Source organism: Spirochaetota bacterium (genome assembly GCA_017999915.1).
Lineage (GTDB): Bacteria > Spirochaetota > UBA4802 > UBA4802 > UBA5550 > RBG-16-49-21.
Genome location: JAGNKX010000027.1, coordinates 1 through 24,984 on the forward strand (window position 1 = coordinate 1; position 24,984 = coordinate 24,984).

Here is a 24,984-nt window from a genome sequence, read left to right on the forward strand (position 1 = left end):
CGTCATCGCCGGCCTTGTTGATCCGCATGCCCGATGAGAGCTTTTCGATGTCCTTGGTGATGTTCCAGTCGTGAAACTTGAGGGTGCGGTGGGAAAAAATGGCCGCAACGTTGTGGTTTATAATCATATTTTTCCTCCTTGAAATTCGTCACCATCATCCGTGATGGCGCTATATTTATGATTTCCTTCTTTGATGTTCGTCATAATGCACTATTTGCTTAATATATTATTTTATGAAAATGTTCATTTTTATTCTTGAAATTATATAACGGCGGAATGATTTTAACCTGGAAACGAGGATACCATGGCTAAATACGAGGGAAAGGGGACACGGCTGTCGAAGGACGGCATAGGCAATGCCTCTCAGGCAAAGCCTCCCGTGTCTGAAAAAGTTAAAGGCGCCATCGCTCCGGCCGTCACCCTGTTTCGCAGGGGCGCGGCAACCATCGGCGGCGCCGCAATGGCCCTGTTCGGCGCAATAAGGGGAAAGATCCCGGAGAAAGCCACGGTGAAAGCGGGGGCGATCCTGAGGTCGGTGCAGGTGAAGAACGCCAAGCGCTACGCCCTGTCCGCCTATTCCATTACCGGCACCCTTGACCGGGCCGTAGGCGCGGCCGTTGACCTGGTCCGCTCTTTCGTCGGGGCTCTGCGCCGCTCTCCGGCCCTGGTGGCTGGCATTGCGGCAGGCGTCATTCTCGCCTTCGGCATCATCCTTGCCATCGATTTCAGCAGGGTGAAGTCCCTGGCCACCTTCCAGCCCAGCGCGACGACGAAAATTTACGACCGCAACGGCGTACTGGTGTCGGAGCTCTTCACCCAGAAGCGCGACGTGGTCCCCCTGAAAAAGATACCCAAAGACCTGGCCAACGCCTTTATCGCCATAGAGGACAACGAATATTACGAACACTGGGGGGTCAATCCCAAGGGGATCGTGCGCGCCTTTCTGGTAAACATCTTCTCCGGCAGGATCAGGCAGGGGGGGAGCACCATCACCCAGCAGCTGGCCAAGGTCCTCATGACCTCTCAGGAACGCAGCTATTACCGTAAAATAAAGGAAGCCTTGATAGCGGTGATGATGGAGGCCACCTATTCCAAGGACGAGATACTGAGCCTCTACCTGAACCAGATTTTTCTGGGCCACGGGAGCTATGGCGTCGAGGCGGCCGCCCGTCTCTATTACGACAAGCACGTGTGGCAGCTGAACCTGGCCGAATGCGCCCTCCTGGCGTCTCTCGCATCAGCCCCAAACCAGTTTTCGCCGATACGCCACCCGAAACGGTCCATGCAGCGCCAGAAGATCGTTCTCGCCAAGATGGTGGAGACGGGCGCAATCTCGGTCAGGCAGGCGGAACAGGCCTATCTGGATTTCTGGCCCGACTATCTTGATTACCTGAGCGGCCTGTCGCCTTCCATGACCGCCATGAGCTCCCGGACCAACAAGGCCCCATGGTTCACCGAGTATGTGCGGCGGGAGCTGGTGAAGAGATACGGCGCCGAGATGGTCTACGAGAAGGGGCTGCAGGTCTACACCACCATGGACCTGAAAAAGCAGGTCGCGGCGCAGGAGACTCTGAAAAAGAGCCTTGACCGGCAGAGCGTGACTTCCGCGAAGCTGGCTTTCCGGAAGGAGGACTATATCGTAGAGAACTACTCCGACATGATAGAGCTTTTCTCGGTCCTCTTTGACATGCCCTCCTTCAAGAAGAAGGGATCGCGGCAGAGGGAAAAGATCAACGGCTTCATCCGCGATGAAATCGTCGAGGAGCTGGACGCGCTCAATTTCCTGGTCGGCATGGACAGCGTGAGCAAGTTCCTCGAAAAATACAAGGAAACCTACCTGGAAGACAAGAACCTCCAGAGGGTGGAGGGGTGCGTCATTTCCATAGACCACCGGAACGGCTTCATCGAGGCCATCGTCGGGGGGAGCGAGTTCACCTCCATCAATCAGCTGAACCGGGCCATGCAGGCGAAGCGCCAGCCGGGATCGTCCATCAAGCCCCTCATATACGCCGCAGCCATCGAAAGCGGCGAATTCACTCCCGCAACCACCGTCCTCGATTCGCCGGTGGTGTTCCTCGATAACGAGGGAGGCGACTGGATACCGGAGAATTACGAGGGGGATTACTCCGGGTTTGTCCGCCTCCGCAAGGCCCTGGCCCTGTCCGTCAACGTGGTGTCCATACGGATATCCCAGCAGCTGGGCATTGAATACATCATGAAGTATCTGGCGAAGCTCCTCAAGTTCGACAGGACCGAGGCGAAGGAGCGCATCCAGCGCAATTTTTCCATCGCCCTGGGGTCCATGGAAGTGAGCCCCTTTGAGCTCACCAGGGCCTACAGCATCATCGCCAACGGCGGCAGGGACGTCATTCCCTTCGCCATCCGGTACGTCAAGGACCGGGAGGGGAACATACTGGAAAACCGCGAGGAAGAGGTGCAGAAGCTCCTGGCCGACGAGGAAAAGGACGGCGACATCCAGATCATAAAGCCCGAGACGGCCCAGGTCCTGATCAGCATGATGCAGAGCGTCATCACCTCCGGGACGGGCGGCGCCGCGTCACCGGGCCGGCCGGCCGGCGGCAAGACCGGCACCACCAACAGCTGGAAGGACGCGTGGTTCGTCGGGTTCACGCCCCAGGTCACCACCGGCGTCTGGGTCGGGTACGACAAGATGGGGCTCTCCCTCGGCATCGGCCAGGCGGGGGGCGCCGTGGCCGCCCCCATATGGGGCGATTACATGCGTGAAGCCCTGAAGGACGAGCCGGTCCTGGATTTCCCGCAGTTTGCATCGCTTCAGACCCATGAGGTATGCGACAAGTCTGGGCTTCTTCCCTCGTCGGACTGTCATGACACCGTGGAGGAGATCTTCGTTCCCGGCACGGTGCCGGAAAAAACGTGCAATGTCTGCGCCGGCGTCATCGGCGGCGTCAGGGTCCCCAAGAAAGGGCCCGCAAATAACATTTCGAGAGACCAGAAGCAAACCATCATTCAACAGATGGAAAAGAAGAAGGACGAGTCGATCATCGACCATATCGGAGACGACCTGCTGGAATAGCGGGCGCCGGGATGAACGGGCGCGGGGGCATTGTGCAATCCATGAAGAGAACAGTTCGTATCTGCGCGGCCGCGATGGCGGCCGTCATCGCCGCATCGGCCGCCTATGCCGGTCCCATTTCCGCGCGGATCGGCATCAGCGGGCAGGTCTGGTACAGCTGGTGGCAGCCGCCGTGGAAAAACGGCGACCGCCTCACCGTTCCCCAGGCGGATATCCTCGCCTCCTTCCCCTACAGGATCAAAGGTTATGAGACCTCGCCGGCTCCGCTTTTCGGGTTCGGTGTTTTCGCCGAAATCCTCAAGACATGGTATTTTTCTTCTTCGTTAATGTTCGGCAGTTACCTGTCCCGGTCCGCCTCGGCCGGCCCCAATCCTCCCTACGCCCTGTCGAAGCTCTCATTCCACCGCGAGATAAACAAATACGATTTCGACGCGAACATCGGCTACCGGGTGAACCGCTATTTCAGCGTCTTTCTCTGCGTCAAGACCAGGGCCTACGATTATACCGAGCGTATCAATAACGCCATCGTTACCGCGGCCGAGTCCATGGTCTACAAGGCCTCGGCCCGGGGCGAGCATGTCGACGTGGGCCCGGGCCTGGGCGTGAGCGTCATCGTGCCGATGCCGAAGTACGAAAATATTTTTTTCCAGTTCCATGGCTCCGGCATGGTGCTGGCAACGTCCGCTTCCTACACCAACGACTACCAGTACCGGATGCTGAACGGCGCCCTCTCGCTGCCCGTGGGGCAGTATGAGAAAGAAAGCTTTTATTCATGGTGCGGCCAGGGAGACCTCTCCCTGGGCTACACCCTTCAGTCCGCCGGCGTGACCTTCATGGCCGGCGGCAGATACGAGGTCACCTATTACCGGCACCACCGCCTCATCAAGGGGTTTCTCCGCTACAACGGGCGCTATGACCACTCCTACGGCATGACGGTGTCCATTGCCTATGCCGTGACGCTGTTCGGCCCGGACCCGGTGAAGATGTACGAATAAACAATATAACCAAGGAGAACGAATCATGGACGCCAATGCTTTTTTGCTGAAGCGCGACGATACCGCGTTGATCGTGATCGACATGCAGGAGAGGCTCGCCGCGGCGATGAATGAAGCGGTCATGGCGCAGGCGGTAAAGAATACCGCCATTCTCATCGAGACGGCCAGGACCTTCGGGATGCCCGTCGTAGTTTCGGAGCAATACCGGAAGGGGCTGGGCCCCACGCTTCCCCTGCTGCAGGAGAAGCTCGCCGGCTGCGACGTGCTGGAGAAGCTGCATTTCGACTGTACGAGGGACGACGGCCTTGACAGGAAGATCGCATCCGTCGGAAGAAAGACCTTTGTCGTCACCGGGATCGAGACGCACGTGTGCGTGTTCCAGACGGCGCTGAGCCTGTTGGCGAGGGGATACCGGGTGGTGGTGGCGAGCGATGCCGTCGCCTCGCGGAGGAAGCACGACTGGAAATACAGCCTGCGGGCCCTGGACCGGGCCGGGGCGATAATCTATCCCACGGAGACCATATCGTTCATGCTGCTGGAGAAGGCGGGCACGCCGGAGTTCAAGAAGCTATCGCCTCTCTTCAAGTGAGGGGCGCGCCGTCCTACAGGAGGTGCTTCATGCGGAAGATCTTCCTCCCCTCGTATTCGCCGGCCGGTATGTAATAATCCAGCAGGCTCTTGGGGAGCATGGCGAAGATATCGTCGGTAAGGAAGAAGCTGTTCGGTTCCGCGTACTTCTGGCCCAGGTGGAACACGGAGTTGATCGAGTCCGACACGATTTCGCCGGTCTCACCCTTGCTCTTGTACACGGTGTTCCCGACGTGCATGGCGATCCGGTAGGAGAGGTTCATGTCGTACTGGATGTTCTCGGCGCTCATGAGCTTTCGGTTCACCATCAGCCGCAACGCCGCCTCGACAATATCGCATTCCTTGCCGTTGTAGGGGAACAGCACCAGCCCGCCGTAATGCATCCACATCCATATCCGCCCGTTCATCGGCGCCACCGAATCCTCGACGTACTGCCTGAAGGTCTCGGTGATATCGTTGAAGAGCTCCGGTGACAGTTCCTTGAGGGCGTTTTTATTGTCCAGCTCGATGAGCATGAAGTAAAAGGTGTAATCCTGGCCCTGCTTGATGTTTTTCCAGTCCGGGCCGGAAATGATGTAGTTCTTTTTCTGCGCCGCGGGCTTTCCCGGTTTCTCTTCGGCGGCGGCTTCATACTGCTTGAATTTCATGATCAGGTCGAGGCGCTTCTGGTCGACGCCCTTTTTCAGGGAAGCCGCCCCTAGGTAGTCGGAGGCGCCGCCGTGAAACAGCTCGGCGATATCGGTAACGGCACCCTTCGGGTCTATAACGCCGTACAGGGACCCCTGGAGCTTGGCCAGGAGCTTCATGGCCTGGGGAACCTCGGTCTTTTTGAGGGACGAGATGTCCACGTAGACAAGGGTCCCGGCGGAAAGGCCTTTGGCGCTTTTTTTCAGATCGGACGCCGGAGAGACCCGGAGGCTGTGCTTCTTTCCCTTCACCGCCGCGGCGAAGCTCTTTTCGATGTTCTTCGTGTTGGAAAAAACCTCTATCTTCATTTACTGCTCCAATGACACGCTGTACGCGTAGAATTTCATTCGATTGTCGATCAGGATGGTCTCAAAGCCCTCGAGAATCGACGCGTCGAGCTTTGAGCTGACCGTGGGGCCGATGGTCATGGAATCCGGCTTGGTGTATTTCGACTCGATCTGCACCGTCTCCTTGATGACGTCGTTTTTCAGGAGATCCGTTACGCTCTGGGTGTACTGGCACATGCCGGTATTCACCGCGGCCCTGATCTTCACCGGCTCGTCCAGGCGGCAGTGAAGGGCGTTGTACACGAAGAGCTCGTTGATGATCTCCATGCCGCTCATGGTCGCCAGGTGGCTCTTGTTGGCGAAATAAAACGCTATCAGGCCGCCGTCACCCTCCCAGTTCCATATGCGGCCGTTCCTCTTGTCGATGGCCCGGTCGACGATTTTTCTGAGGTCCGCGTAGGTGGCCTGGATAAGGTTGTCCGGATACTTCCGGACCAGCTGCGAGTTGCCGACGATGTCAAGACGGAGGAATGACAGGATGTAATCGTGGCCTTCGAGGAGGGCTCCCCAGTTCCTGGTGCGCCGCTTCGCCGGGTCCTCCACGAAAAGATTGTTCTCCATGTCATATATGAAGCCGCATTCCTCGTTGATCATTCTCACGATGTCTTTCAGGTACTTGATGGGGTAGATCCGCCCCTTGTACCCGGTGGTGTGCAGCTGGATGAGAAGCGAGATAAAGTAGAAGAACTTCCCTGATTTAGCCATGTCCCTGACGATCTGGTTTGCGGCGTCTTTCTGGGGGACGACCATGCTTTCGCGGAACCCGGTCCGCTTAAAAAGATCATACCCGTCGATGATGTCCTTGGCTACGTGGGTCATCACGTTGGTGTCCATTGATTCGGAAACCGCCCGGGAGGTGAGGGAGATGAGGCTGCTGGGAATCTGCATTGTCATGGTCCTTGGGTTGTCGTTTGATTCCTACATTTTTAACATTGTATACATATATGGTCAAGTATTAATCTGGCATTTCGCTCCAGTTGATCGCGGCGCCGTTGAATACCGGCCCGTCAACGCAGGCGCGCTTCCGGCCGCCGGTCGTTTCAATGACGCACCCGGAGCAGAGGCCGATGCCGCAGCCGAAGTAGTTTTCCACCGATACCTCGATCGGCGTGGTCCCGGCGAGGGCTGTCAGGGCCTTCATCATGGGCCCGGGACCGCAGGTATAGACCATGTCGTAGCGTTCCTTCCTGAAAAGAGAGGCGGCGATGTCGGTCACGAGCCCCCGTTCTCCCTCGGACCCGTCGTCTGTCGCGACAATGAAGCGGCCCACCGTGTCCCGGAAACGGTCCGGCAGGTAGATGTACTCCCGGGACCGGGCGCCGTATATGAAGGTGATGTCGCAGCGGGATGCCGCCAGCTTCCTGGCCAGATAGTAGAGGGGGGCGTTGCCCACGCCGCCGCCGGCGATGAGGACCCTGCTGCCGGACACCAGGGTGAACCCTGTGCCGAGGGGGCCCAGCAGATCCATCTTTCCCGGATCGCGGCGGGCAAGGATCTCCGTCCCCTTTCCCACGGTGCGAATGACGCAGGAGATGATGTCCCGCTCATGGTTGAATATGGAAAAGGGCCGCCTGAGGAGCGGGTCTATCCGGTCTGATACGCGGATGTTGAGGAATTGGCCGGGCAGGGACGTCTCCACGCAGCCTTCAAATTCAAGAAGATAATGGTCTTGTGACACGGGACGGGGTTTTTCTTTCATCCGGATCATACAACCTATCCATCTTTCAGATTGGGCCCCATGGTCAAGTAGAAATTTAATGTTTTTCCCGAAGGCTTGGTTCCGCTCCTGAAGGCGGGGTCATGTGATCCCGCCTTCAGGAGCCGTGTTTTTTAAAATTAATTCATTGACAATGGTGCCGTGTTTATTTCTTTTTAACATTCAAGCCGAACGAGCGCCCCCGTAGCTCAGTGGATAGAGCAGTGGCCTCCGGAGCCATGTGCGTACGTTCGATTCGTACCGGGGGTAATGGCCAAGGCGAGGATGCGCATCCTCGCCTTGGCTGTCTATGATAATACCTTTTCTTCCAGAACCGTGTAGAGGGGCCCCTCCTTTCTCAGCTCCGATTTGAACAGGACAATCCGGTCAAACGCCGATTTCCCGAAAACCGTGTCTTTCCGCGCCGTCACGAATTCCGCGCACTCCGGCGGGAGTCTCATTTCCTTTTTTACGCGGGCCAGGGTGAGGTGCGGTTGAAAGGGCCTGGCTTCCTTCCGAAAGCCGTGTTTATCGGCAAGGTTCTCGATGAGAAGCCGCACCCGTTCCACGACCGCCCTGTCCAGGTCAAGGCCGCACCAGACCACGCGGGCCCTCCTGACGTCGGGAAACGCCCCGAGGCCATGGAGCGTGAAAGGTATGGCCCGGACGCCGGGATCAAGGGCCCTGAAGTCATCGCGCAGGCGCGCAAGGGCGCTCTCACCCGTAACGCCCAGGAACTTCAGGGTTATGTGATAGTTCTCGGGCTCGACCGTTTTAAGGGCGCGGCTGAACCTGTTCAGGTCCCCGTAAACCGGGCCGAGGGCTTCCTGAACGCCGTGGGCCGGCAGCGCGAAGAAACACCGTGTCATGTGCTCTTTATTCGTCATCGTCCGGAACCCGCTCATTTTTCCCGGTATCCGCCGCCCGGTATTCGCGGCGGGTGAAATCGATAAGGACCTCCCTGGTCCCTCCCAGGGCCGCTATGGAGAAGCGGAGTTTGAATCTCCTGATGCCAGGCGGTATTTTTTCAAAGGCCATGACCGCAAGGACCGTGTCACGGGGAGGAATGAAATCCAGCCGTGTTTCGATGGTGTCCCTGTCAATGTCGATTTTATACAGCGCTTCCTGCTCTCCCGTCATGCGGCGGATGGAGAGCAGCCTGTCGAAATCGCACCACCCGTAGGCCGGGGACCTGAATCGCGCGCCGAGACCGTCCGCCCGCAGGGCCTCCATGACGGCGTCGCCTGCCACGATCTGCGCCTTCTCGATGCGGAGCGGGGCATTGAGGGTGTTTTTCAGCAGCACCAGGAACGCCGACAGGGTGGGCGTGCGCTGAAGCGCCATTTGCGGCCCCGGTTTGCGATACGCCGCCGCCTTCATCAGGTCCTTCCACCGCGCTTCGTCGACCGGTTCCACCGTTATCTCGCAGTAGATGCTGCGGACCCTGGCGGCCCGGGCCTGGAGGATGTCGACGGCGATGTTTTCCGTGGGCAGTATCTCCCGCACCAGGGAGCTTCGCTGTCCGCACGACAGTGTGAGCGGGAGGACCAAGATGAGGGCAGCGGCCGCTGCGGAATGGATCCATTGCATGGGTGATGATTTCATTGGGACCGGACCGGCGCGCGTGATGCGCTTCTGGCGACAGGGTACCGCGGGGAACGGCGCCATGTCAATGATAAAGCGCTGTCCGGCCCCGGGAAAAATATATTGACGTGTGAAAAGATCGGCGGTTATAAGTAGGGGTAATGAAAAACCTCGGAAAATCATTCACCCTGCTTTTCATCATCATCGCCGTCGGCGTTTCCGGCTATTATGTCATCGAGGGCATGACCCTTTTCGAGGCCTTTTACATGACCATGATCACCATCTCCACGGTCGGCTTCCAGGAAGTGCAGCCCCTGTCGACCGCCGGACGGGCCCTCACCATCGTCATCATCAGCGGGGGGATCACCACCGCGGCGTACACCATCGGGACCCTCGTGAGGACGTTTGTCGAAGGAGAAATGAAAAAAACCCTCGGGAGAAGGAAAGTGGAAAAGAAGATATCCCATCTGAACAATCATTATATCATCTGCGGGTACGGCCGCATCGGGAGCCTCATCTGCAAGGAGCTTTCAGAACACGGCCAGAACTTCGTGGTGATCGAGAACGACCCCTCGGCGATCGAGCGCATGGAGGCCGACCGGGTTCTCTACCTGCCCCTGGACGCCACCGTTGACGGATCGCTCATCGAGGCGGGCATCATGAACGCCCGGGGGATCGTGACCGCCGTCGGGTCGGACGCGGACAACGTCTTCATAGCCCTGACCGCGAAGGGGCTCAGGCCCGATATCTTTATCCTGGCCCGGGCGTCGGACGAGGTCAACGAGATCAAGCTGAAGCGCGCCGGCGCCTCGCGGGTGGTGTCGCCCTACCTCATCGGCGGCAAGAGGATGGCCCACGTGCTGCTTCGACCCACGGTGGTCGACTTCATGGACATCGCCGCCGCCGAGAGGGACCTGGGGCTTCAGATGGAGGAGTTCCACGTCATGGCGGGCTCCCACCTGGTGGGGAAAAACCTGGTGGAGAGCAACCTCCGCAAGGAATACGGGGTCATTATCGTGCTTATCAAGAAGCACGGCGGCGAGCTCATATTCAATCCCCAGCCCGCCGAGGTTCTCGAGGCCGACGATACGCTGGTCGTGCTCGGTACGATCGATGACATGAAGCGGATGGGGAGTGAAATACTGGGCTCCCGGTGAGAGAATAGGGAATCGCGCCGGCGGCTCCTCAGGAGCCCCGCTTCTCGCCCAGGATCCTGGATATTTTCTTCAGCAGGTCGTCCAGCTTGAAGGGCTTCGGAAGGAAAAGGTCAACGACGTTTTTGTACCCCTTGATGTTGTCGAGCATCCACCCCGACAGGAGAACCGTTATGGTGTCCTCCTTGATCTCCTTGATGCGGGCCGAGAGCTCTATGCCGGTGATGCCGGGGATGCCGTAATCGGTGATCACCACGTCATAGGGTTTCCGCCTGAATTCTTCGATCGCCTTCCTGCCGTCGTCGCAGATGAACACGCGGTTGCCCATCTTGTCAAACAGCTCGAACAGTATTTTCTGGAGCGGCACCTCGTCCTCCACCACGATGATGTCGAGGTCGCGGAGCCGGTACGCGCTCTCCTTCGCTTCCTGCTTTTCCCGGTTGATGAGGATGCGCGACGGGATGATCGCCTTGATGGCGTATATCTCGGGGGACTCTTCCTCGATGATTTTCATGTTGATGACTTCGGCGACCTGCCGGATATCGATGCCGGAGAATATGTTGACGAAGGCGGGCGGTGGAGTCTGAGCCGCGGCCCCGGTGTCCTTCTCGGCTTCGACGGAGAGGTGCAGGTCGTGGTTCTGGCGCAGGGTGATGCCGATGGTGCCGGTCTTCTGTATCGTGTTGGAGACCTTCAGGATGATGGACGTGATGATCTCCCGCAGCAGCCGGGTGTTGGTGTTGATGTACACGTTGGAAAAGTATTTTTTGTCCACCCGGATCGTTTTCATGTTGTCGATATTGTAGACCTTGAACTGCATCTTCGAGAATTCGATGGCGTCCTCTATGACGTCAACGAGGGGCTCGGTGACGCTATCCCCCGTTTCCTGGGCGCTGCCGATGAAGTTCTGGATCCGCTTCACCTGGCCGGCGATCTCCAGGGCCGATTCCTCCATCATCTGGATGCCCTCGATGACGGAGTCCTTTTCCGTGATCTGCATCAGGAGCTGGGTTTTGTTCAGGATGACGTTTACCGTGTTGTTGAGGGAATGGAGGAATCCCTTGGTTATATCGGTGAAGAGCCGTATGCGGTTCGCGGCGTTGATCTGGTCCTTCAGTTCCTTGACCTTGGTGATGTCTTCCATGATGATCTCGATCGCGGTTATCTCCTTGTCTTCCACGATGGGATAGAGGGTGAGATTCGCGATCTTTTTTTCTTCTTCCCTGGCCGTCACCCGCGCCTCGCCGATGCGCTGGAACGTGGTCTGCCCCGAGACCAGGCCGGTTATCGCTTTCCTTACCTTGTCAGCGTCCGGACCGAATAGGATGTCGAAGGTGACGGTCTTTTCGTTCAGCAGTTCTTCGGCGCTGTAGCCGGTGAAGCCCTCGATGGAGTGGCTGCATTTTATGATCTGCATGTCCTCGTTGACGCGCACGATCGGCATCGGTGAAAATTCAAAGTGGAGGTTGTCGTACCGGAAGTTTTCCTCGGAGATGATCGACAGTGTCGACCGGTCGAAGGAAAGGAGACGGTCGTCGACAATGATCATGAGGGCCAGGATCGAGGCGACGGAGTCTCCCGCGAACATCGGAAAGAGGTATATTTCCACCGGGAGATGGTTTCCGCTGGGGGAATTGACGATGGCAAAGCAGCGTTTTTCGGTTCCATGCAGCGCCGCAAGGTACGACTGGGCGATGCGCTTGCGGTATTCCGGGAAAAACGGGTGCTCCCAGTCGAGGCGGATCTCGCCGTTGCCGGCGTCAAAAAAATCGTGGTACGCCCTGTTGCCATAGATGATCAACCCCTCCTTGCCGATGATCGAAACAGGGTGCTTCAACGCCTCAAAAATGGCATACTCGGAAGAAACGGACAGTTTCTCTTCCGTCTTGTTTTCGAAATCAACACTCATCTGAAAAATAAATCCTCTGCCGCCGTCATGGCTCCCGGGGCGGCCATGACGGCCGGTGTATTATTCTACGGTGCGAATATTGATGAAATGCTTTTCTCTGCTTTTTATTTCAAAATTAATCATCTTGGTGTCCAGCACGCCGCCGTTGTAGCCGATATACTGGACCCTGGCCGTGTACTTGCCCGGCCCGAGGCGCATCCTTCCCAGCTGGAGGTTTGCGGGAAGGGTGTGCCAGCAGCGCAGGTCCGGCCTGATGGTGGCGAAGAGGGCCGTCCCTGTGCCGGCGCCGACCAGGAGGCCCACCAGCGCCGAGAGACCGCTGTTGCCGTCGGAGAGGTGCCGGGTCGCTTCACTGGCCGCGACGCCCGCGGCTGCTGCGATGACCGCTTTCACGATGATCGATCCGGCGACCTTTGCCTGGAGACGCCCGTAATTGTCCTCCATGTTCTTCATGGCCGTGTACTCGATATTTTCAAGGGAATCCGTGGTGATCTGCTGGCCCAGAACGGCCACCCTCAGGTTCTTGACCTTGTTGGAGCGGATTTTAAACTTCGGTATGGGGTTTTCCGCCAGGCCCACGGTGGTCAGGATCGATGAGGCGGTTACGCCCGCGGCCAGGCTCTGCGCGCTCAGGGCGACGTTCACCGCCGAGTTCATGCCGGGATCTTCCAGGAGCTTGCCCCGGGATACCTTGATGGGGCTGCGGCCCGCCTGGAATATCACCACCAGCTCGCCGGTGTTGCCGGAAGTGTTCTGCTTGAGCAGGGCCAGGCCGTCACGGGCCATTGCCAGATCCGGTTTGAGCTGCAGGATCTGCTTGTATTCCACCTCCGCGTATTCCCGGTCATCTTCGCTGTTGCCCGCTACGAAGCGCTGCTCATGGGCGAGGGCGGTGAGGTACTTGGCCATGATGTTCTGCTTGTACCGCGCCTGGCCGTTCTCCGTCTTGATCTTCTGCAGCTCGTTATTGACGGCCTTGAATTCCACCGCCGCGTCGTCATACTGCTTCAGCATAAGAAAGTTGATCCCCAGGAACATGTGGACGAGGACCTTTTCGAAGTCCTCGCCGCGGTAGTTCGTCACGGTCTGGTCCGTTATGAGCGCTCCGACCTCCTGGGAAACGCTGATCGGTTTAATCTTGGCGATGCTCGCGGCCTTTAATAACACCTTATTGCTGTCCTCGTATTTGCCGGCCATGTGGAGAAGATAGCCTGCTTCCATCATGAACAGGAGTTGGTCCTTTCCCGACTTGTTCACATAGGGAAGGAGCATTTTCGCCGCTTCATACTCCTGTCCCTTGTAGAACGCTTCTTCCGGCGCGTTGATCACCTGGCGGTAATCCTTGGCGCAGGATGCCGTGATCACGATGACGAACAATACGGCAAGTGTGGTTAATGTTCGTTTCATTGGTATGTCTCTTGTCTTAAAAGTCGATCCGGTCGGTTGTCGTGGCTTTTAGGAATTCCTGCCTGTCCTGCCACCGCGTGAGCCCCGTTTTCAGCTCCTTCATGGAAAGGGTCACCGTCAGGTACTGGACTTTTTTGCCGTTGACATAGCGGACATTTTCATTGATATTGCCGAAGAGGAAAAAGTTGGGCGATCTGAGGTTGCCCGCCGGTATGGCGCTGTCGGGATCGATGAGGCCGGTCATCCCTTTCTCCATCTCGCTGATGGATTCTTTCGTGTATGATTCCTCGATGAACTGGATCCTCATCTGGATGAGGCTGGTGACCATTTCGTCCGCAAGCATCTTCGTGTCGATATGGTCCGCCGTGTCGTTCTTTATCCGCTGTACTTTGATCAGCGCCGGCTGTTTCCAATCGGCTTTCAGGTAGTTGTACAGTGAGCCGACCATCTTGTTGACCGTGGTCTTTATTTCCCGCGGACCCCACTCCATGGAGCCTTTGTCTTTTGACGCATCCCGGTACTGGGTGCTGCCGCAGCCAATCAGCAGAATGGATATCGCTATGATCGACAATGACACTTTCTTCATATCACAATCTCCTCGGAGTAATTTTTGCTTATACATCCAATGTATAATAAATTTGACATAAGTAAACCATTTTCCAGTTAAAATGGTTTTTTTTGAAGTTGCAACACCCCGCCGGGTGAACATATTGTGTATGTGGATCAATTGATAATTAATGGAAAGGGCCTCTGTAATTGTCAATTAAGTAAAATATTTTTTTATTTTATGGCACGCGCTCCGTCATGGAACTGACGGAGTGTCATTATGTCCCTCCTTGTGATACCGGAAGAACGGCTCTGCGGCAGGGGGATTTACAGGTGGGCCGGGTCCTTGTGCTGCGAACAATAGGCCGCCATGCGCTCCTTCAGCTCATCGATTGCGCCGGCCGTTGATGTATTGTGAACCGTTGCGATGAATTCTTTGCGCTGGAGCGAATGACGGTAGAGGGGATCGTAATACTTTTCGAGCATGATCCGTATGAACTCCCTGATGTGGCCCGCCCTGTACAGTTCCAGCAGGTGATCGACGGTGCCGCGGCCCAGTTTCGGAAAGAGGCTTTCCACGATGGCCGGAATGTTCCTGTCGTCGCAGTGGGGATGATACTCGTCGAAGATGATGTCCACGCGCCGCTCCATGGGCGTGTCAAGATAGATCACCGGCGATACCGCCATCAGCCCGTAGAGCGTTTCCGGGATGTGCAGGTCCCCGATCTTACGCGACTCCCCTTCGATGAGACAATAAGGGGCGCCCTGAAGGTCGCGCAAACGGTCCAGGAGGAGGCTCTCGAAGCGCTTCTGGCTCTTCTGCACGATACCGATGCTTCCGAACACGGAGCTGCGATGGCCGGCCATCTCTTCCAAATCGATGGACCAGGGGAAGTTCCTGATGATATCGGTCTTGCCGGATCCGGTGAGTCCTTGCAGGACGAAAAGGGTCGCCGGCGCGGTTATGATTTTCAGCCGCTCCAGGACATGGCGCCGGTAGCCCTTGTACCCGTGGTCCAGCTTGAATACGCGCAGGCCCAGTGAATCAAGGAGGGATCCCAGCGATCGGGAGCGCATGCCGCCGCGGGCGCACAGGAGCACGATGCTCCTTTCACGGTACGGCAGAAACGACTTCACCAGTTCCCGGAGCTTTTCCCCGACGATCTCGGTGCCGCGCTCGATGGCGGTGTCCCTGCCGGCCATGCGGTAGATGGTGCCCACCTCCTTCCGCTCGTCGTCGCCGAAGAGGGGGATGTTGATCGAGCCGCTGATGTGATCTTCCGCAAACTCCAGGGGGGATCGCACGTCGATATAGACGCGGTCGTCAATGGATAATGATTCGTGGTACGTTATTTCTTTCATGGTCTGGTACGCCGCCCCCGGCCGGGGCCCCGGTATTACAGCTCGGGCATTTTCACGGTCACCGTGACTCCGGCGGCCAGCTCCTCCGCCGCGCCGATTATGACCCGCATGTAGGGCGCCATCGAGATGTGGAAGAGCTGGGGATGGAAATCGGCCCGGCCGACTTTTTTCCTCACCGGCTCCCTGCCGTTGAAGCCGAGCACCTCGATGGCGCTGTCGCCGGCCAGTATCGTCTTCAGGTCGCCGAGGCCCACCGCGAAAATACCCGTCACCTCGCCGTCGGGAAAACGGTACTGGAAGAGATCGCGGTCGTCGCGGAGGATGTAGACGTGCTGCAGCTCCCTCTGGAAGAGAGGGCCGGTCCGCTCCTCGTAGCGGTACCATCCGAGGTCGGTCAGGTTTTTTTTGTCGGGGGTGATCCCCACCTCCTCCCGCGCTTCCTTGACGATCTTGTTGCCGGCGAAGCCGTAGGGGACATGGCCGCCCACCGTGATGTCCAGGCAGTTGGGATAGTTTTCCTTGTGAGGGGCCCGGAGCTGGAAGAGCATTTCCGGCTGCATGTGGACGTCGCGGAGGATCCAGAGGTGGACCGCTTCGTGGGGAACGCCGTCACGGTGGGCGACGTCGCGGGCGACTGAGTCTCCCGTGGGCAGGCCCGTTTCCCAGTCCCAGACTTCAAGAAGCTCCATGGTGGTGATTGAATTATTCTGCATACTGTTACACTGCCAGCGCCCCGGTGCGGTTCTAATCCGCCGGTCCCCGGCGCCATTGGCGGCTCTCCTGCACTGACAGGTTGAAATGATTAAACCTGACGCGATCTTGACAAGCTTTTTTTATTGAAAAATAGCCCCTGAGACTCCGATATATAAAAAGTATAAACAGGTTGAAGAATATGACGGAAAAAGATATCCACGAGGGAGGAAGCCGTTCCGCTTCTCCACTCGTTATAAAAAAGCCGGCTAAAATGATTTTTCCGGTGGGCATTTTTATCATGCTTTTCATCGTGGAGGCAATCATTGCGGCCGGGACGAGCCTCGCCTATTTTTATTACATCGGCAGGAGCAGCATTGCCACGATCGAAACGAACACCCGCTCCTATGCCATGCCCGTTGCCGAGGCCTTCGGCACCATGGCTGAAATGTGCTACCGGACCAAGAAGTTCGATCGCCTGCAGTTCCTATTCCAGGAAAAGATCGGGCAGCGGTCGATCAAGGAGGCGTTTTTCGTCCTCAGGGACGGCAGGGTGATAGCCCATTCCGACCCGGCCACGATGGAACGCCTGAAAGGGAACCTGGCCGGCGACGAGCTGGCGTACAACATGGACCTGATCCTGTTTCCCGTTATCCAGAAAAGCAGAAACGTTTTTTTTACCGATTATAACATCGTAACGAAGCGGGCGCCCTTCGAGCGCCAGTACCGCATGCTCCTGAAGCGCTATTTTTATCCCAACATCGATTCTACCGGGTGGCTCGCGAGCAGGGCAGTGTACGGCAGGAAGAAACCGGTGGGGGCTGTATGCTTCATCATCGGAAAGGACAGGGTCTTTACCTTTCTCGCCGCCCATGCCGAGCGGAGCGTGGGGATCCTGCTCATATCCCTGTCGGTGGCCTTCGCCGTTTCACTCCTGGTGACGCTGGTCGTCATGGTCCGTTACCGGAGCATCCAGAAGCGGGCCCTGGCCGGGGGGGCCGTCGAGACCCCGCACGCTTTCGGTCAGGAGAGCGGTTTTTACGACATGTCTGTCCCGCCGGCCGAGCAGGAGAGGGCCGGGGATGAGGAGCCAGTCGTCGTCGAGCTTATGAGCATCCCCGAGGAATCTTCCGGCGGAGACGCCGTGGCCGCAACGCCCTTTCACCAGCGGCGTGAGATAAAGGATCCGATCCCTGCCGATGACAAGGAGTGACAACGTGGTTATCAATCATACGGAAATGTTCAACGGCCGAGGGGCGATAGTTGAGATAGACGGGCCCCTGGACAGCGTTTCCAGCCCCGGCTTTGAGGATTACATCAACAAGCTCCTGGCGCGGAACATAGTCTTCATCCTTTTCGATTCGGGCAAGCTTGAATATGTCAGCTCCGAGGGGATCGGGCTGCTTCTCTTTTTGCAGAGGAAGATTTACGAGACGAACGGCTTTTTCGTCATCTTCAACATGCCCGATGAGATCATGTCGCTCTATACCCTTCTCGGTTTTGACAAGGTCTTTCGTATCGCAAAGGACCGCGCCGAGGCGGTCCAGGTGATGGACCGCCAGATGGAGCTGCGGAAAAAAGGACTGAAGGAAGAGCCGCCCGCGGCGCCGGCGGAAGAGGTCACGATCGGGCCCGTTGATTCCATGGAGCCCCTGGAGGAACCGGCCCCGCCGCCGAAGCCCGAGGAGAAGCCGGAGATCGGGCCCGAAACCGACGCCCCGGGACCGGAGCCTGCGCCGCCGGGGATACAGCAGCGGGCGCGGATCGTGGAATGCGCCAACTGCAAGTCCCTGATGCGCGTGAGCCGCGACGGGGACTATCTCTGCCCCCACTGCAACAGGGAGTTCACCGTGAAGAGCCAGGAGCCGGCGAAGCGGCCGGTGGAGCCCGCCGCGGGCTCGGCCTTCGGCTCCATCATCGTCGAATGTAAAAAATGCAAGTCCCTGATCCGCATCAAGAAGCCGGGCTCCTACCGGTGCCCCGACTGCAAGACGGCCTTTAAGGTCGCCGAAGACCAGACGGTGAAGTTCTGACCTCACCGGCCCTTGGCCCATATTTCGGATGACGGTTGTTTTCGGAGGAAGAGGGCCCCGAGTTTTTTTCGATCACTATTTTCCATAATTCATTTTTTTTAGTTGATAATATTGCCGATCGCTGTTTAATTATTCATCGAGCATGGTTCTTTGCACAATAATCGAAATAATTCTCAATTTCGGCCCGCCGCGCGACCTAGCGGCGGATTCAGGGCAAGAATTATAAGTTCACTGTCCGGTCTTTTCCTTTAATCATGGCCTTGAGTTGCTTCATGTTAACTGCCACCTGTCTCATCCGGCGGTACCGGTGATGCTGTATTTTCCTTTATAGTGTTTAGTCGTGTCCCTGGGTATATGTCTGGGACAACAGTGATTGATAAACAATAAAACACAGGAGGCAGTTCATGAGCAACTATCCGGAAACTTCTATTGCCGGGATATTCCAGAACCAGGCGGAGAAGCTGGGAGATAAGGCTTACGCCGCCTATAAAAAAGGCGGCGCCTATGTCGATATTTCCTGGAAAGAAATGAACGCAATGGTGCGCAATCTGGCGTACTATCTTCTTTCGAAAGGCATCGAAAAGGGCGACAAGGTGGCTCTTTTCTCGCCGAACCGTTATGAATGGCACATGGCCGCCCATGCCATCACGTCAATCGGCGCGGCGGACGCCGACATTTACGCCACCAATTCCGCGGAGGAAGCGGAATACATCATTGAAAATTCCGATTCGAAGATCTGCCTGGTGGGCGGCAAGAGCCACATGGACAAGGTGTTAAGCGTCAGGGATAAACTGCCCCTTCTCAGGGAGATAATCGTTTTTGATGACGTGAGCGACAAACCGGAGGGAGTGACCCTTCTTTCCGAAGCACTGAAGGCGGGCGAGGCCCAGGCGAATCCCTCCCTCTTCGACGACAGGATCAAGAGCATCCAGCCCAATGATCTATCCACCCTGATCTATACATCGGGAACGACCGGCAATCCCAAGGGGGTAATGCTAACTCACAGCAACTTCGTCTCCAATGTAAAGAACACGCTCTATGGGATGAGAGACAGGAAAACCGGCAAGGACCTTCTCGGTCCCGATGATGTGTATCTTTCCTTTCTTCCGCTTTCGCATTCACTCGAAAGGACCGCGGGTTTCCACGGGGCGATTATCATGGGCGCCAAGACCGCCTTTGCCGTGGATATTTCCACCATCATGGAAAACTTCACGGAAGTGCGTCCCACCCTTATCATCTGCGTACCGAGGATATACGAAAAAATTCACGCCGGGATTCTGGCAAAAGTTTCCAATGCTCCCGCGTCAAAACAGAAGATATTCAACTTCGCCGTCAATCAGGCGAGAAAGAACCTTCCCAATGTGTGCCGCGACATTCCCGGGAGAAGCTTCAAATACAAAATTGCCGACAAGCTTGTCTTTTCCAAGCTGAAGGCAACTCTTGGCATGGACCGCCTGCGTTTCGCCATTTCCGGCGGCGCCCCCCTTTCCGTCGCCGACTGTGAATTCTTCATCGGAATGGGTCTGAAAATCCTTGAGGGTTTCGGTCTTACGGAAACGACCCCGGTCACCAACTTCAACAGGCCCTGGCTAATTAAACCCGGCACCACGGGACAGGCCATCAAGGACACCATCGTTAAGATCGCCGATGACGGTGAAATCCTCATCAAGGGGCCCCAGGTCATGGCGGGGTATTACAAGAACGAAGCGGCGACCAGGGAAGTTATGACCAGCGACGGTTTCTTCAGAACGGGCGACATCGGCGCCATAGATGAGGACGGATGCCTGAAAATTACGGGCCGCATCAAGGACATCATCATCACCGCCGGCGGAAAGAACATATCGCCCCAGAATATCGAGAACAGCCTCAAGACCTCGCGCTTTATCGAGCAGGTCGGGATTATCGGCGACAAGCGGAAATTCCTGTCCGCCCTCGTGGTCCCGGCTTTCGTCGAGCTCGAGGCATGGGCAAAACAGCAGGGCATCGACTACAAGGATTCAGCCGAGCTGCTGACGAATCCCCGGGTGCTTGATATGATGCGCAAGGAAATTGATGAGAACACGAAGCAGTTTTCCCGCGTCGAGCAGATCCGAAAGTTCACCCTTATCAAGGCCGAATGGACCCAGCAGACAGGGGAGCTTACTCCCACCCAGAAGGTGAAGAGGAAGGCCATTTCCGAAAAGTACGCCAAGGAAATCGAAGAGATGTATGCCGGGGACACGGGGGATTGATCGCAGCGCGCGCAAACCCCGGAGCTCTGCTCCGGGGTATTTTATAATTCCTCACAAAACGAATTCAGAAGCTCGGCATGACGGAAGGCATGCCGAGTTTTTTGTGGAAGCGCCCTGCAGGGCCCATGCTCCTGTGGGTGAGGGCCCATCCTGTTGAGGAGCCGTTACGAGTCAGCTAATAGATAGATGGTAACACCGCCGGTGGGGAGCTTTTTCTGTTGAAAAAACCTGTTCCCTGTGCCACGCTGGATTAAACGGGGGCCATCATAATGCCCGGATCGGTGCGTGGTGCGACGCCTTTTCTTGGAATATAGTTGAGGAGAAAACAACATGTATAGAATTCCCATGATTATATGCGCCCTCTGCTTCGCGTTTCAGACCGCGGCGCTTCCCTGTACAAATTTCATCCTGAAAGCAAAAGACAATACTGTTGTGAACGGCCGGTCGATGGAATTTCCGGTTGCCCTTAAATCGGAAATCGTCGTCGTGCCAGCCGGCGTATATGTGGAAAACAAAGACGCCGGAGGCGTCCCGGGGATACGCTTTACGACACGATACGGGTTTCTGGGCATAAACGCCTTCGGCATGAAAGACGCTTTCGTGGACGGTTTCAACGAAAAGGGCCTCTCGCTGAGCGCGCTCATGTACACCGGAGCCGAGTATCAGCGGGCCGTGCCGGGAAAATTCATCAACCTGGATAATTTCAGCACGTGGGTGCTTGGATGCTTTTCGACTGTTGACGAGGTAAAGGCCGCCATGACCACGGTGAATGTTTACGCCGGCACTAGTAAGAAGATAAAAGACATGGGCCTGCATGTGGCGATAAGCGATATCTCCGGAAAAAGCATCGTCATAGAATTCATCAGGGGAAACGCGAATATCTATGACAACCCCATCGGCGTCATGACCAACCGCCCGAGCTTTGACTGGCAGATGACCAACCTGAGGAACTACGTGCACCTGGACCGCAACGACAGGAGGCCCAAAAATCTATCCGGAGTGAAAATCGAGTCTACCGGCGTGGGCAGCGGCATGCTGGGGCTTCCGGGCGACTGGACCCCCCCGTCGCGGTTCGTCAGAATAGCCATTGCCAAGGACGCCGCGCTTGCGCCGAAGAACGCGGAAGAAGCGGTGAACCTTTCGGAGCACCTTCTCAATATAGTGGATATACCGAAAGGCGTTATAAAGGAAAACCCTGTGCCCCTCGTCACCATTTATGGTTACGCGCAGTGGGTCATAACCAAGGATATGACCAACAGGGTGCTTTATTTCAAGACATATGAGAATACGGCCTGGAAGGCCGTTGATCTTAAAAAGTTCGACTTAAAGCCAGGAGCGCCGAGAAAAATGATGGCCATCGATGTAGTGAGGATACCCGCCCCGGACGTGAGCGGGATGCTCAAATAAACATCCGCTTTTTCAGTTGAAATAATGCGTACCCTCTTCCACTCTGGTTTGGATAAACCCGTTGCGTCTCATTGGTTGACGCCCTATCCGGAAAAATTTTCCGGAAATTATTATTGGCAATCCACCCCGCCCGCAGGGGCAGGGTGAAAACCTGTTCTGACTTGGGATATTCGGTGAAGTGATGCTAGACCATGTGATGAACATGTTTTTTATAACCAGAACCGTATTCCTGGTTGTAAATATCATATTACTCTATATTTTTTTAACACCCGGAAGGTCATACGGGTTCCAGATCCTGGTTTTTGTCCTTACGTGGATCGCAACCTATGTGCTGCGTCCGCTGCTATACCTGCTGAACCTTGATCCTCTGCTGGCCAGCTACCTTGTGGGCTTATTATATCTGCTCCCATGCGTGCTGATTTTTAAAGAATCCTTTCACGCTAAATTTTTTATTTTTTTCATGATATTTTCTTTAACCCAGCTTACATTCCTCGTATTCACTTATATAGACCATTTTTTATCGCCGGCGATACCACAGACTTTTATTTTGGCCGGTCTGCTGCTGGAGGCGATGGCTCTGCCGTTGATAAGGCGATACATGAGGTCGCCTGTTAAGGATGCCATCGAAATCTTAACACAGCAAAATTTAAGCTTCACGCTTTTCCCGGTGTTGTCGTTCGTATTGCTGACCTGTTATGCCTTGCAGAAAGAATATCTGCTTTCGGATTTCATAACGCTGGTGCTGTCAACCATCTTGATTTTCTTTGCCTATTACCTGATCGCAAGCACCATATCCAAAACCAGGCGGCACAGGGAGCTGGAGCTGATATCGATGACCGACAGCCTCACGGGTCTTTACAACCGGCGATACATGGAGAAAAAAATCGAGCAGGAGTACGAGCAGTACAAGAGAACCGGCCTTGAATTTGCCATAGTCAGCGCTGATATCGATTTTTTTAAAAATATCAATGACATATACGGGCATGACTGCGGCGACTACCTGCTGAAGTCGGTAACGGAAGACCTGCGCAAATCCGTCAGGACCTATGATACCGTCGCCAGGTGGGGGGGAGAGGAATTTCTGCTGTTATTGCCCGGGACAAGCATGGAATCCGCGTTGATACTGACCGAACGCATACGAAAGACCGTGGAAGCCCGCAGCTACGAATATGAAGGCGTTCACGAGCCGATAAAGGTGACATTGACATTTGGCGTGTCTGTGGCGGGCGCAGGGGATAGCGTTGACAAGATAATAAAGAGAGCCGACATGGCGCTGTACCACGGTAAAAGGAAAAGCCGCAACTGCGTTATCTCGTTTGATGAAATTAATACGCCATAGGCTGTTTTTCCGGCTTAAGCGCCTTCCATTCCCAAGCCGGTTCAGATAGTGGCGGCTTTCTGTATTGCCGGGTTTAAACCCGATACTACAGGGAGCCGCTGCATTCAATGAGATTGCCAGGTTCCCCCTCTCCTTGTTAAGGAGAGGGGGGTGGGGGGTGAGGTCGTAAGGACAGGGGGAAATCGTGAATGGGTTAGTGGTGAGGATCTAACTTACGCCAGCGCGCCGCCATCCACCACGATGGTCGCCCCGGTCGTGAAGGACGACGCGTCCGATACGAGGTACAGGACCGCCCCGGCCATCTCCTCCGGTTCGCCGGCCCGGCGCATCGGGATCATCGGTAGCAGCACCTTGTCCATCAGCTCCTCGTTCTCCGTCATGACTGAGGAAAATTTCGTCCTGGTAAGGCCCGGCAGGAGGGCGTTGACCCGCACCTTGAAGGGGGCGAGCTCCTTGGCGAAGGACTTGGTCATGGCTATGACCCCGGCCTTGGTGATGGAATAGACGCCCTGCATGAGGGCAGGCCTGATCCCGTTGATGGACCCCACGTTCACGATAGCTCCGCCGCCGGACTTCACCATCAGCTTCGCCGCGAACTGGCTCATGAAGAAGTATCCCTTCAGGTTTACCTCCATGGTCTTGTCCCAGGCAGCCTCGTTGGCGTTCAGAACGTCGCCGAAATAGAAGTTCGTGGCGGCGTTGTTCACCAGGATGTCCAGCCTGCCATAGCGGCTCTCTATCTCCTTGAAGAGGTTCGCGATCTCGTCCATCTTCCCGTTGTGGCAGGCGATGGAAATTGCCTTGCCTCCGGCAGCGATAATTTCCTTTTCCACCGCGGTAAGTCCTTCGATCTTGCGGCTTGTGAGGATTACCTCCGCGCCGTGGGCCGCCAGGGTCTTCGCTATCGATTCGCCGATGCCGCGGCTCGCGCCGGACACCAGGGCTGTTTTACCGGTCAGGTTGAAATCGATTTTCATTGCAATACACACTCCATGTTATTATTTGCTGCCCTTGAGAAAATCGGGCTTGCTGAAGGCCGGGTTGGGATAATCGTAGAACCCCTTCTTGACCTTCTGGCCCAGTCGCCCTTCGTCCACGACTTTTTTCATGAACTCCGCGTTCCTGACGGACTGCTTGTCCTTCGTGCGCTGTGCCCAGTAGTTGGTGATGTGGTAGACCGTGTCCGTGCCGATGCTGTCCATGATGGCGAAGGGCCCCATCAGCATGTGGGTGACGCCCATCCAGGCCCGGTCGATGTCCTCCACCGACGCGACCTCCCGCGAGGCCAGGGTCTGGGCCGCGAAGAAGAGGGCGGAGATCATGGCGTTGAACACGTAGCCGTGGTTCTCCTTGGTGAGCATGATGGGGAGCTGCCCGGTCTTCTCCGCGAAGGCCCTGACCAGGGCCACGGTCTCCGGCGCCGTGCCCGGGTGGGGCATGATGTCCACCACGTTGGTCATGCGTATGTCGTGGAAGTGGTAGGCCAGGAACTTCCCCGGCCTGCCGGTGGCCTCCGCGATCATGGAGGGAAGGAGCGTCGACGTGTTGGTGGTGAAGATCGTCCGCTCCGGGCAGAGCGTGTTGAGCTGGGCGAAGATCTTCTTCTTGAGCTCCGGGTCTTCCGGCACCGATTCGCTCACGATGTCCGCGTCCCTGGCCGCTTCCTCGAGATTGGTGGAGGTGCTGATGCGGGCCACGGCAGCGTCGGCCTCTTCCTGGGTTATCTTTTTGAAGGCCACGAAGCCGGCCAGGAATTTCGGAATTGTCCGGAGGGATTTCTGCAGCACCTCCTCCTTGATGTCGTAGATGACGACGGCGTATCCGCTCAGGGCGCAGGGGATGCTGATCTGCGTTCCCATGGTGCCGCCGCCGATGATGAGTACCTTCTTGATGTCGTTGATGTCCATTGTCCGCTCCTGTTCTGTTCTATGATTGCCCTATGGTTCCGGTGCGC

At 56.5% G+C, this 24,984-nt stretch carries 22 protein-coding genes and 1 tRNA gene; 10 read left to right on the forward strand and 13 right to left on the reverse strand.

The window, feature by feature from the left end:
• The coding region (locus KA369_23925; protein ID MBP7739039.1) for a flagellin at positions 1-127 on the reverse strand (127 nt) is incomplete at its 3' end.
• 177 nt (positions 128-304) lie between these two features.
• On the opposite strand from KA369_23925, the gene KA369_23930 reads away from it, so the two are divergent.
• From KA369_23930 to KA369_23940, 3 genes are read left to right on the forward strand one after another with little or no spacing between them, the layout of a single operon-like run.
• Entirely contained in the window at positions 305-3,055 is a 2,751-nt protein-coding gene (locus KA369_23930) for a PBP1A family penicillin-binding protein (GenBank protein ID MBP7739040.1), read from the forward strand.
• Positions 3,056-3,096: 41 nt separating this feature from the next.
• Positions 3,097-4,050: a hypothetical protein gene (locus tag KA369_23935; protein ID MBP7739041.1), complete on the forward strand. Its 954-nt coding sequence runs from the start codon at positions 3,097-3,099 to the stop codon at positions 4,048-4,050.
• A gap of 25 nt (positions 4,051-4,075) precedes the next feature.
• Positions 4,076-4,639, forward strand: a complete 564-nt coding sequence (locus KA369_23940) for an isochorismatase family protein (protein ID MBP7739042.1) — start codon at positions 4,076-4,078, stop codon at positions 4,637-4,639.
• Between the two features lie 13 nt (positions 4,640-4,652).
• Here KA369_23940 and KA369_23945 read toward each other — a convergent pair whose 3' ends face one another.
• From KA369_23945 to KA369_23955, 3 genes are all read right to left on the reverse strand, one after another.
• Positions 4,653-5,633 carry a hypothetical protein gene (locus KA369_23945; protein ID MBP7739043.1) on the reverse strand — a complete coding sequence of 327 codons (981 nt, stop codon included), beginning with the start codon at positions 5,631-5,633 and terminating at the stop codon, positions 4,653-4,655.
• Positions 5,634-6,560: a hypothetical protein gene (locus tag KA369_23950; GenBank protein MBP7739044.1), complete on the reverse strand. Its 927-nt coding sequence runs from the start codon at positions 6,558-6,560 to the stop codon at positions 5,634-5,636.
• Positions 6,561-6,627: 67 nt separating this feature from the next.
• Positions 6,628-7,371 (reverse strand): dihydroorotate dehydrogenase electron transfer subunit, encoded by a 744-nt coding sequence (locus KA369_23955; GenBank protein ID MBP7739045.1) that lies wholly within the window; start codon positions 7,369-7,371, stop codon positions 6,628-6,630.
• 195 nt (positions 7,372-7,566) lie between these two features.
• Between KA369_23955 and KA369_23960 the strand changes: the two genes are divergently transcribed.
• Positions 7,567-7,638 (forward strand) — tRNA-Arg (locus KA369_23960).
• A 38-nt stretch (positions 7,639-7,676) separates the two neighbouring features.
• On the opposite strand, the gene thpR is transcribed toward KA369_23960, so the two are convergent.
• Positions 7,677-8,255 (reverse strand): RNA 2',3'-cyclic phosphodiesterase, encoded by a 579-nt coding sequence (gene thpR, locus KA369_23965; protein ID MBP7739046.1) that lies wholly within the window; start codon positions 8,253-8,255, stop codon positions 7,677-7,679.
• Entirely contained in the window at positions 8,245-8,973 is a 729-nt protein-coding gene (locus KA369_23970; GenBank protein MBP7739047.1) for a hypothetical protein, read from the reverse strand. The genes thpR and KA369_23970 overlap by 11 nt, the downstream gene beginning before the upstream one ends.
• Positions 8,974-9,113: 140 nt before the next feature.
• On the opposite strand from KA369_23970, the gene KA369_23975 reads away from it, so the two are divergent.
• Positions 9,114-10,109, forward strand: a complete 996-nt coding sequence (locus tag KA369_23975; GenBank protein MBP7739048.1) for a potassium channel protein — start codon at positions 9,114-9,116, stop codon at positions 10,107-10,109.
• Between the two features lie 28 nt (positions 10,110-10,137).
• Here KA369_23975 and KA369_23980 read toward each other — a convergent pair whose 3' ends face one another.
• From KA369_23980 to KA369_24000, 5 genes are all read right to left on the reverse strand, one after another.
• A complete protein-coding gene (locus KA369_23980) occupies positions 10,138-12,015 on the reverse strand; it encodes a response regulator (GenBank protein ID MBP7739049.1) in 1,878 nt (625 codons plus the stop codon).
• Positions 12,016-12,075: 60 nt separating this feature from the next.
• Positions 12,076-13,422 (reverse strand): hypothetical protein, encoded by a 1,347-nt coding sequence (locus KA369_23985; protein ID MBP7739050.1) that lies wholly within the window; start codon positions 13,420-13,422, stop codon positions 12,076-12,078.
• Between the two features lie 16 nt (positions 13,423-13,438).
• Positions 13,439-14,008 (reverse strand): hypothetical protein, encoded by a 570-nt coding sequence (locus KA369_23990; protein MBP7739051.1) that lies wholly within the window; start codon positions 14,006-14,008, stop codon positions 13,439-13,441.
• A gap of 287 nt (positions 14,009-14,295) precedes the next feature.
• Entirely contained in the window at positions 14,296-15,330 is a 1,035-nt protein-coding gene (mnmH, locus tag KA369_23995; protein ID MBP7739052.1) for a tRNA 2-selenouridine(34) synthase MnmH, read from the reverse strand.
• 35 nt (positions 15,331-15,365) lie between these two features.
• Entirely contained in the window at positions 15,366-16,043 is a 678-nt protein-coding gene (locus KA369_24000; protein ID MBP7739053.1) for an NUDIX domain-containing protein, read from the reverse strand.
• Positions 16,044-16,222: 179 nt separating this feature from the next.
• Here KA369_24000 and KA369_24005 point away from each other — a divergent pair, with 179 nt between their 5' ends.
• The 5 genes from KA369_24005 (at position 16,223) to KA369_24025 (ending at position 23,030) form a co-directional block, all read left to right on the forward strand.
• Positions 16,223-17,233, forward strand: a complete 1,011-nt coding sequence (locus tag KA369_24005; GenBank protein ID MBP7739054.1) for a hypothetical protein — start codon at positions 16,223-16,225, stop codon at positions 17,231-17,233.
• A 4-nt stretch (positions 17,234-17,237) separates the two neighbouring features.
• On the forward strand, positions 17,238-18,053 hold the full coding sequence (locus KA369_24010; protein MBP7739055.1) for an STAS domain-containing protein: 816 nt from the start codon (positions 17,238-17,240) through the stop codon (positions 18,051-18,053).
• A 404-nt stretch (positions 18,054-18,457) separates the two neighbouring features.
• On the forward strand, positions 18,458-20,284 hold the full coding sequence (locus tag KA369_24015; protein MBP7739056.1) for a long-chain fatty acid--CoA ligase: 1,827 nt from the start codon (positions 18,458-18,460) through the stop codon (positions 20,282-20,284).
• Between the two features lie 330 nt (positions 20,285-20,614).
• Positions 20,615-21,691, forward strand: coding sequence for a choloylglycine hydrolase family protein (locus KA369_24020; GenBank protein ID MBP7739057.1), 1,077 nt, complete (start codon positions 20,615-20,617; stop codon positions 21,689-21,691).
• Between the two features lie 598 nt (positions 21,692-22,289).
• A complete protein-coding gene (locus KA369_24025; GenBank protein MBP7739058.1) occupies positions 22,290-23,030 on the forward strand; it encodes a GGDEF domain-containing protein in 741 nt (246 codons plus the stop codon).
• 212 nt (positions 23,031-23,242) lie between these two features.
• Here the strand turns inward: KA369_24025 and KA369_24030 are convergent, their stop codons facing one another.
• Positions 23,243-24,007, reverse strand: a complete 765-nt coding sequence (locus KA369_24030) for an SDR family oxidoreductase (GenBank protein ID MBP7739059.1) — start codon at positions 24,005-24,007, stop codon at positions 23,243-23,245.
• A gap of 21 nt (positions 24,008-24,028) precedes the next feature.
• The gene (locus tag KA369_24035; protein MBP7739060.1) at positions 24,029-24,937 is read right to left on the reverse strand and encodes a 3-hydroxyacyl-CoA dehydrogenase; all 909 of its coding nucleotides are present in this window, start codon (positions 24,935-24,937) and stop codon (positions 24,029-24,031) included.
• Positions 24,938-24,984: the final 47 nt, after the last annotated feature.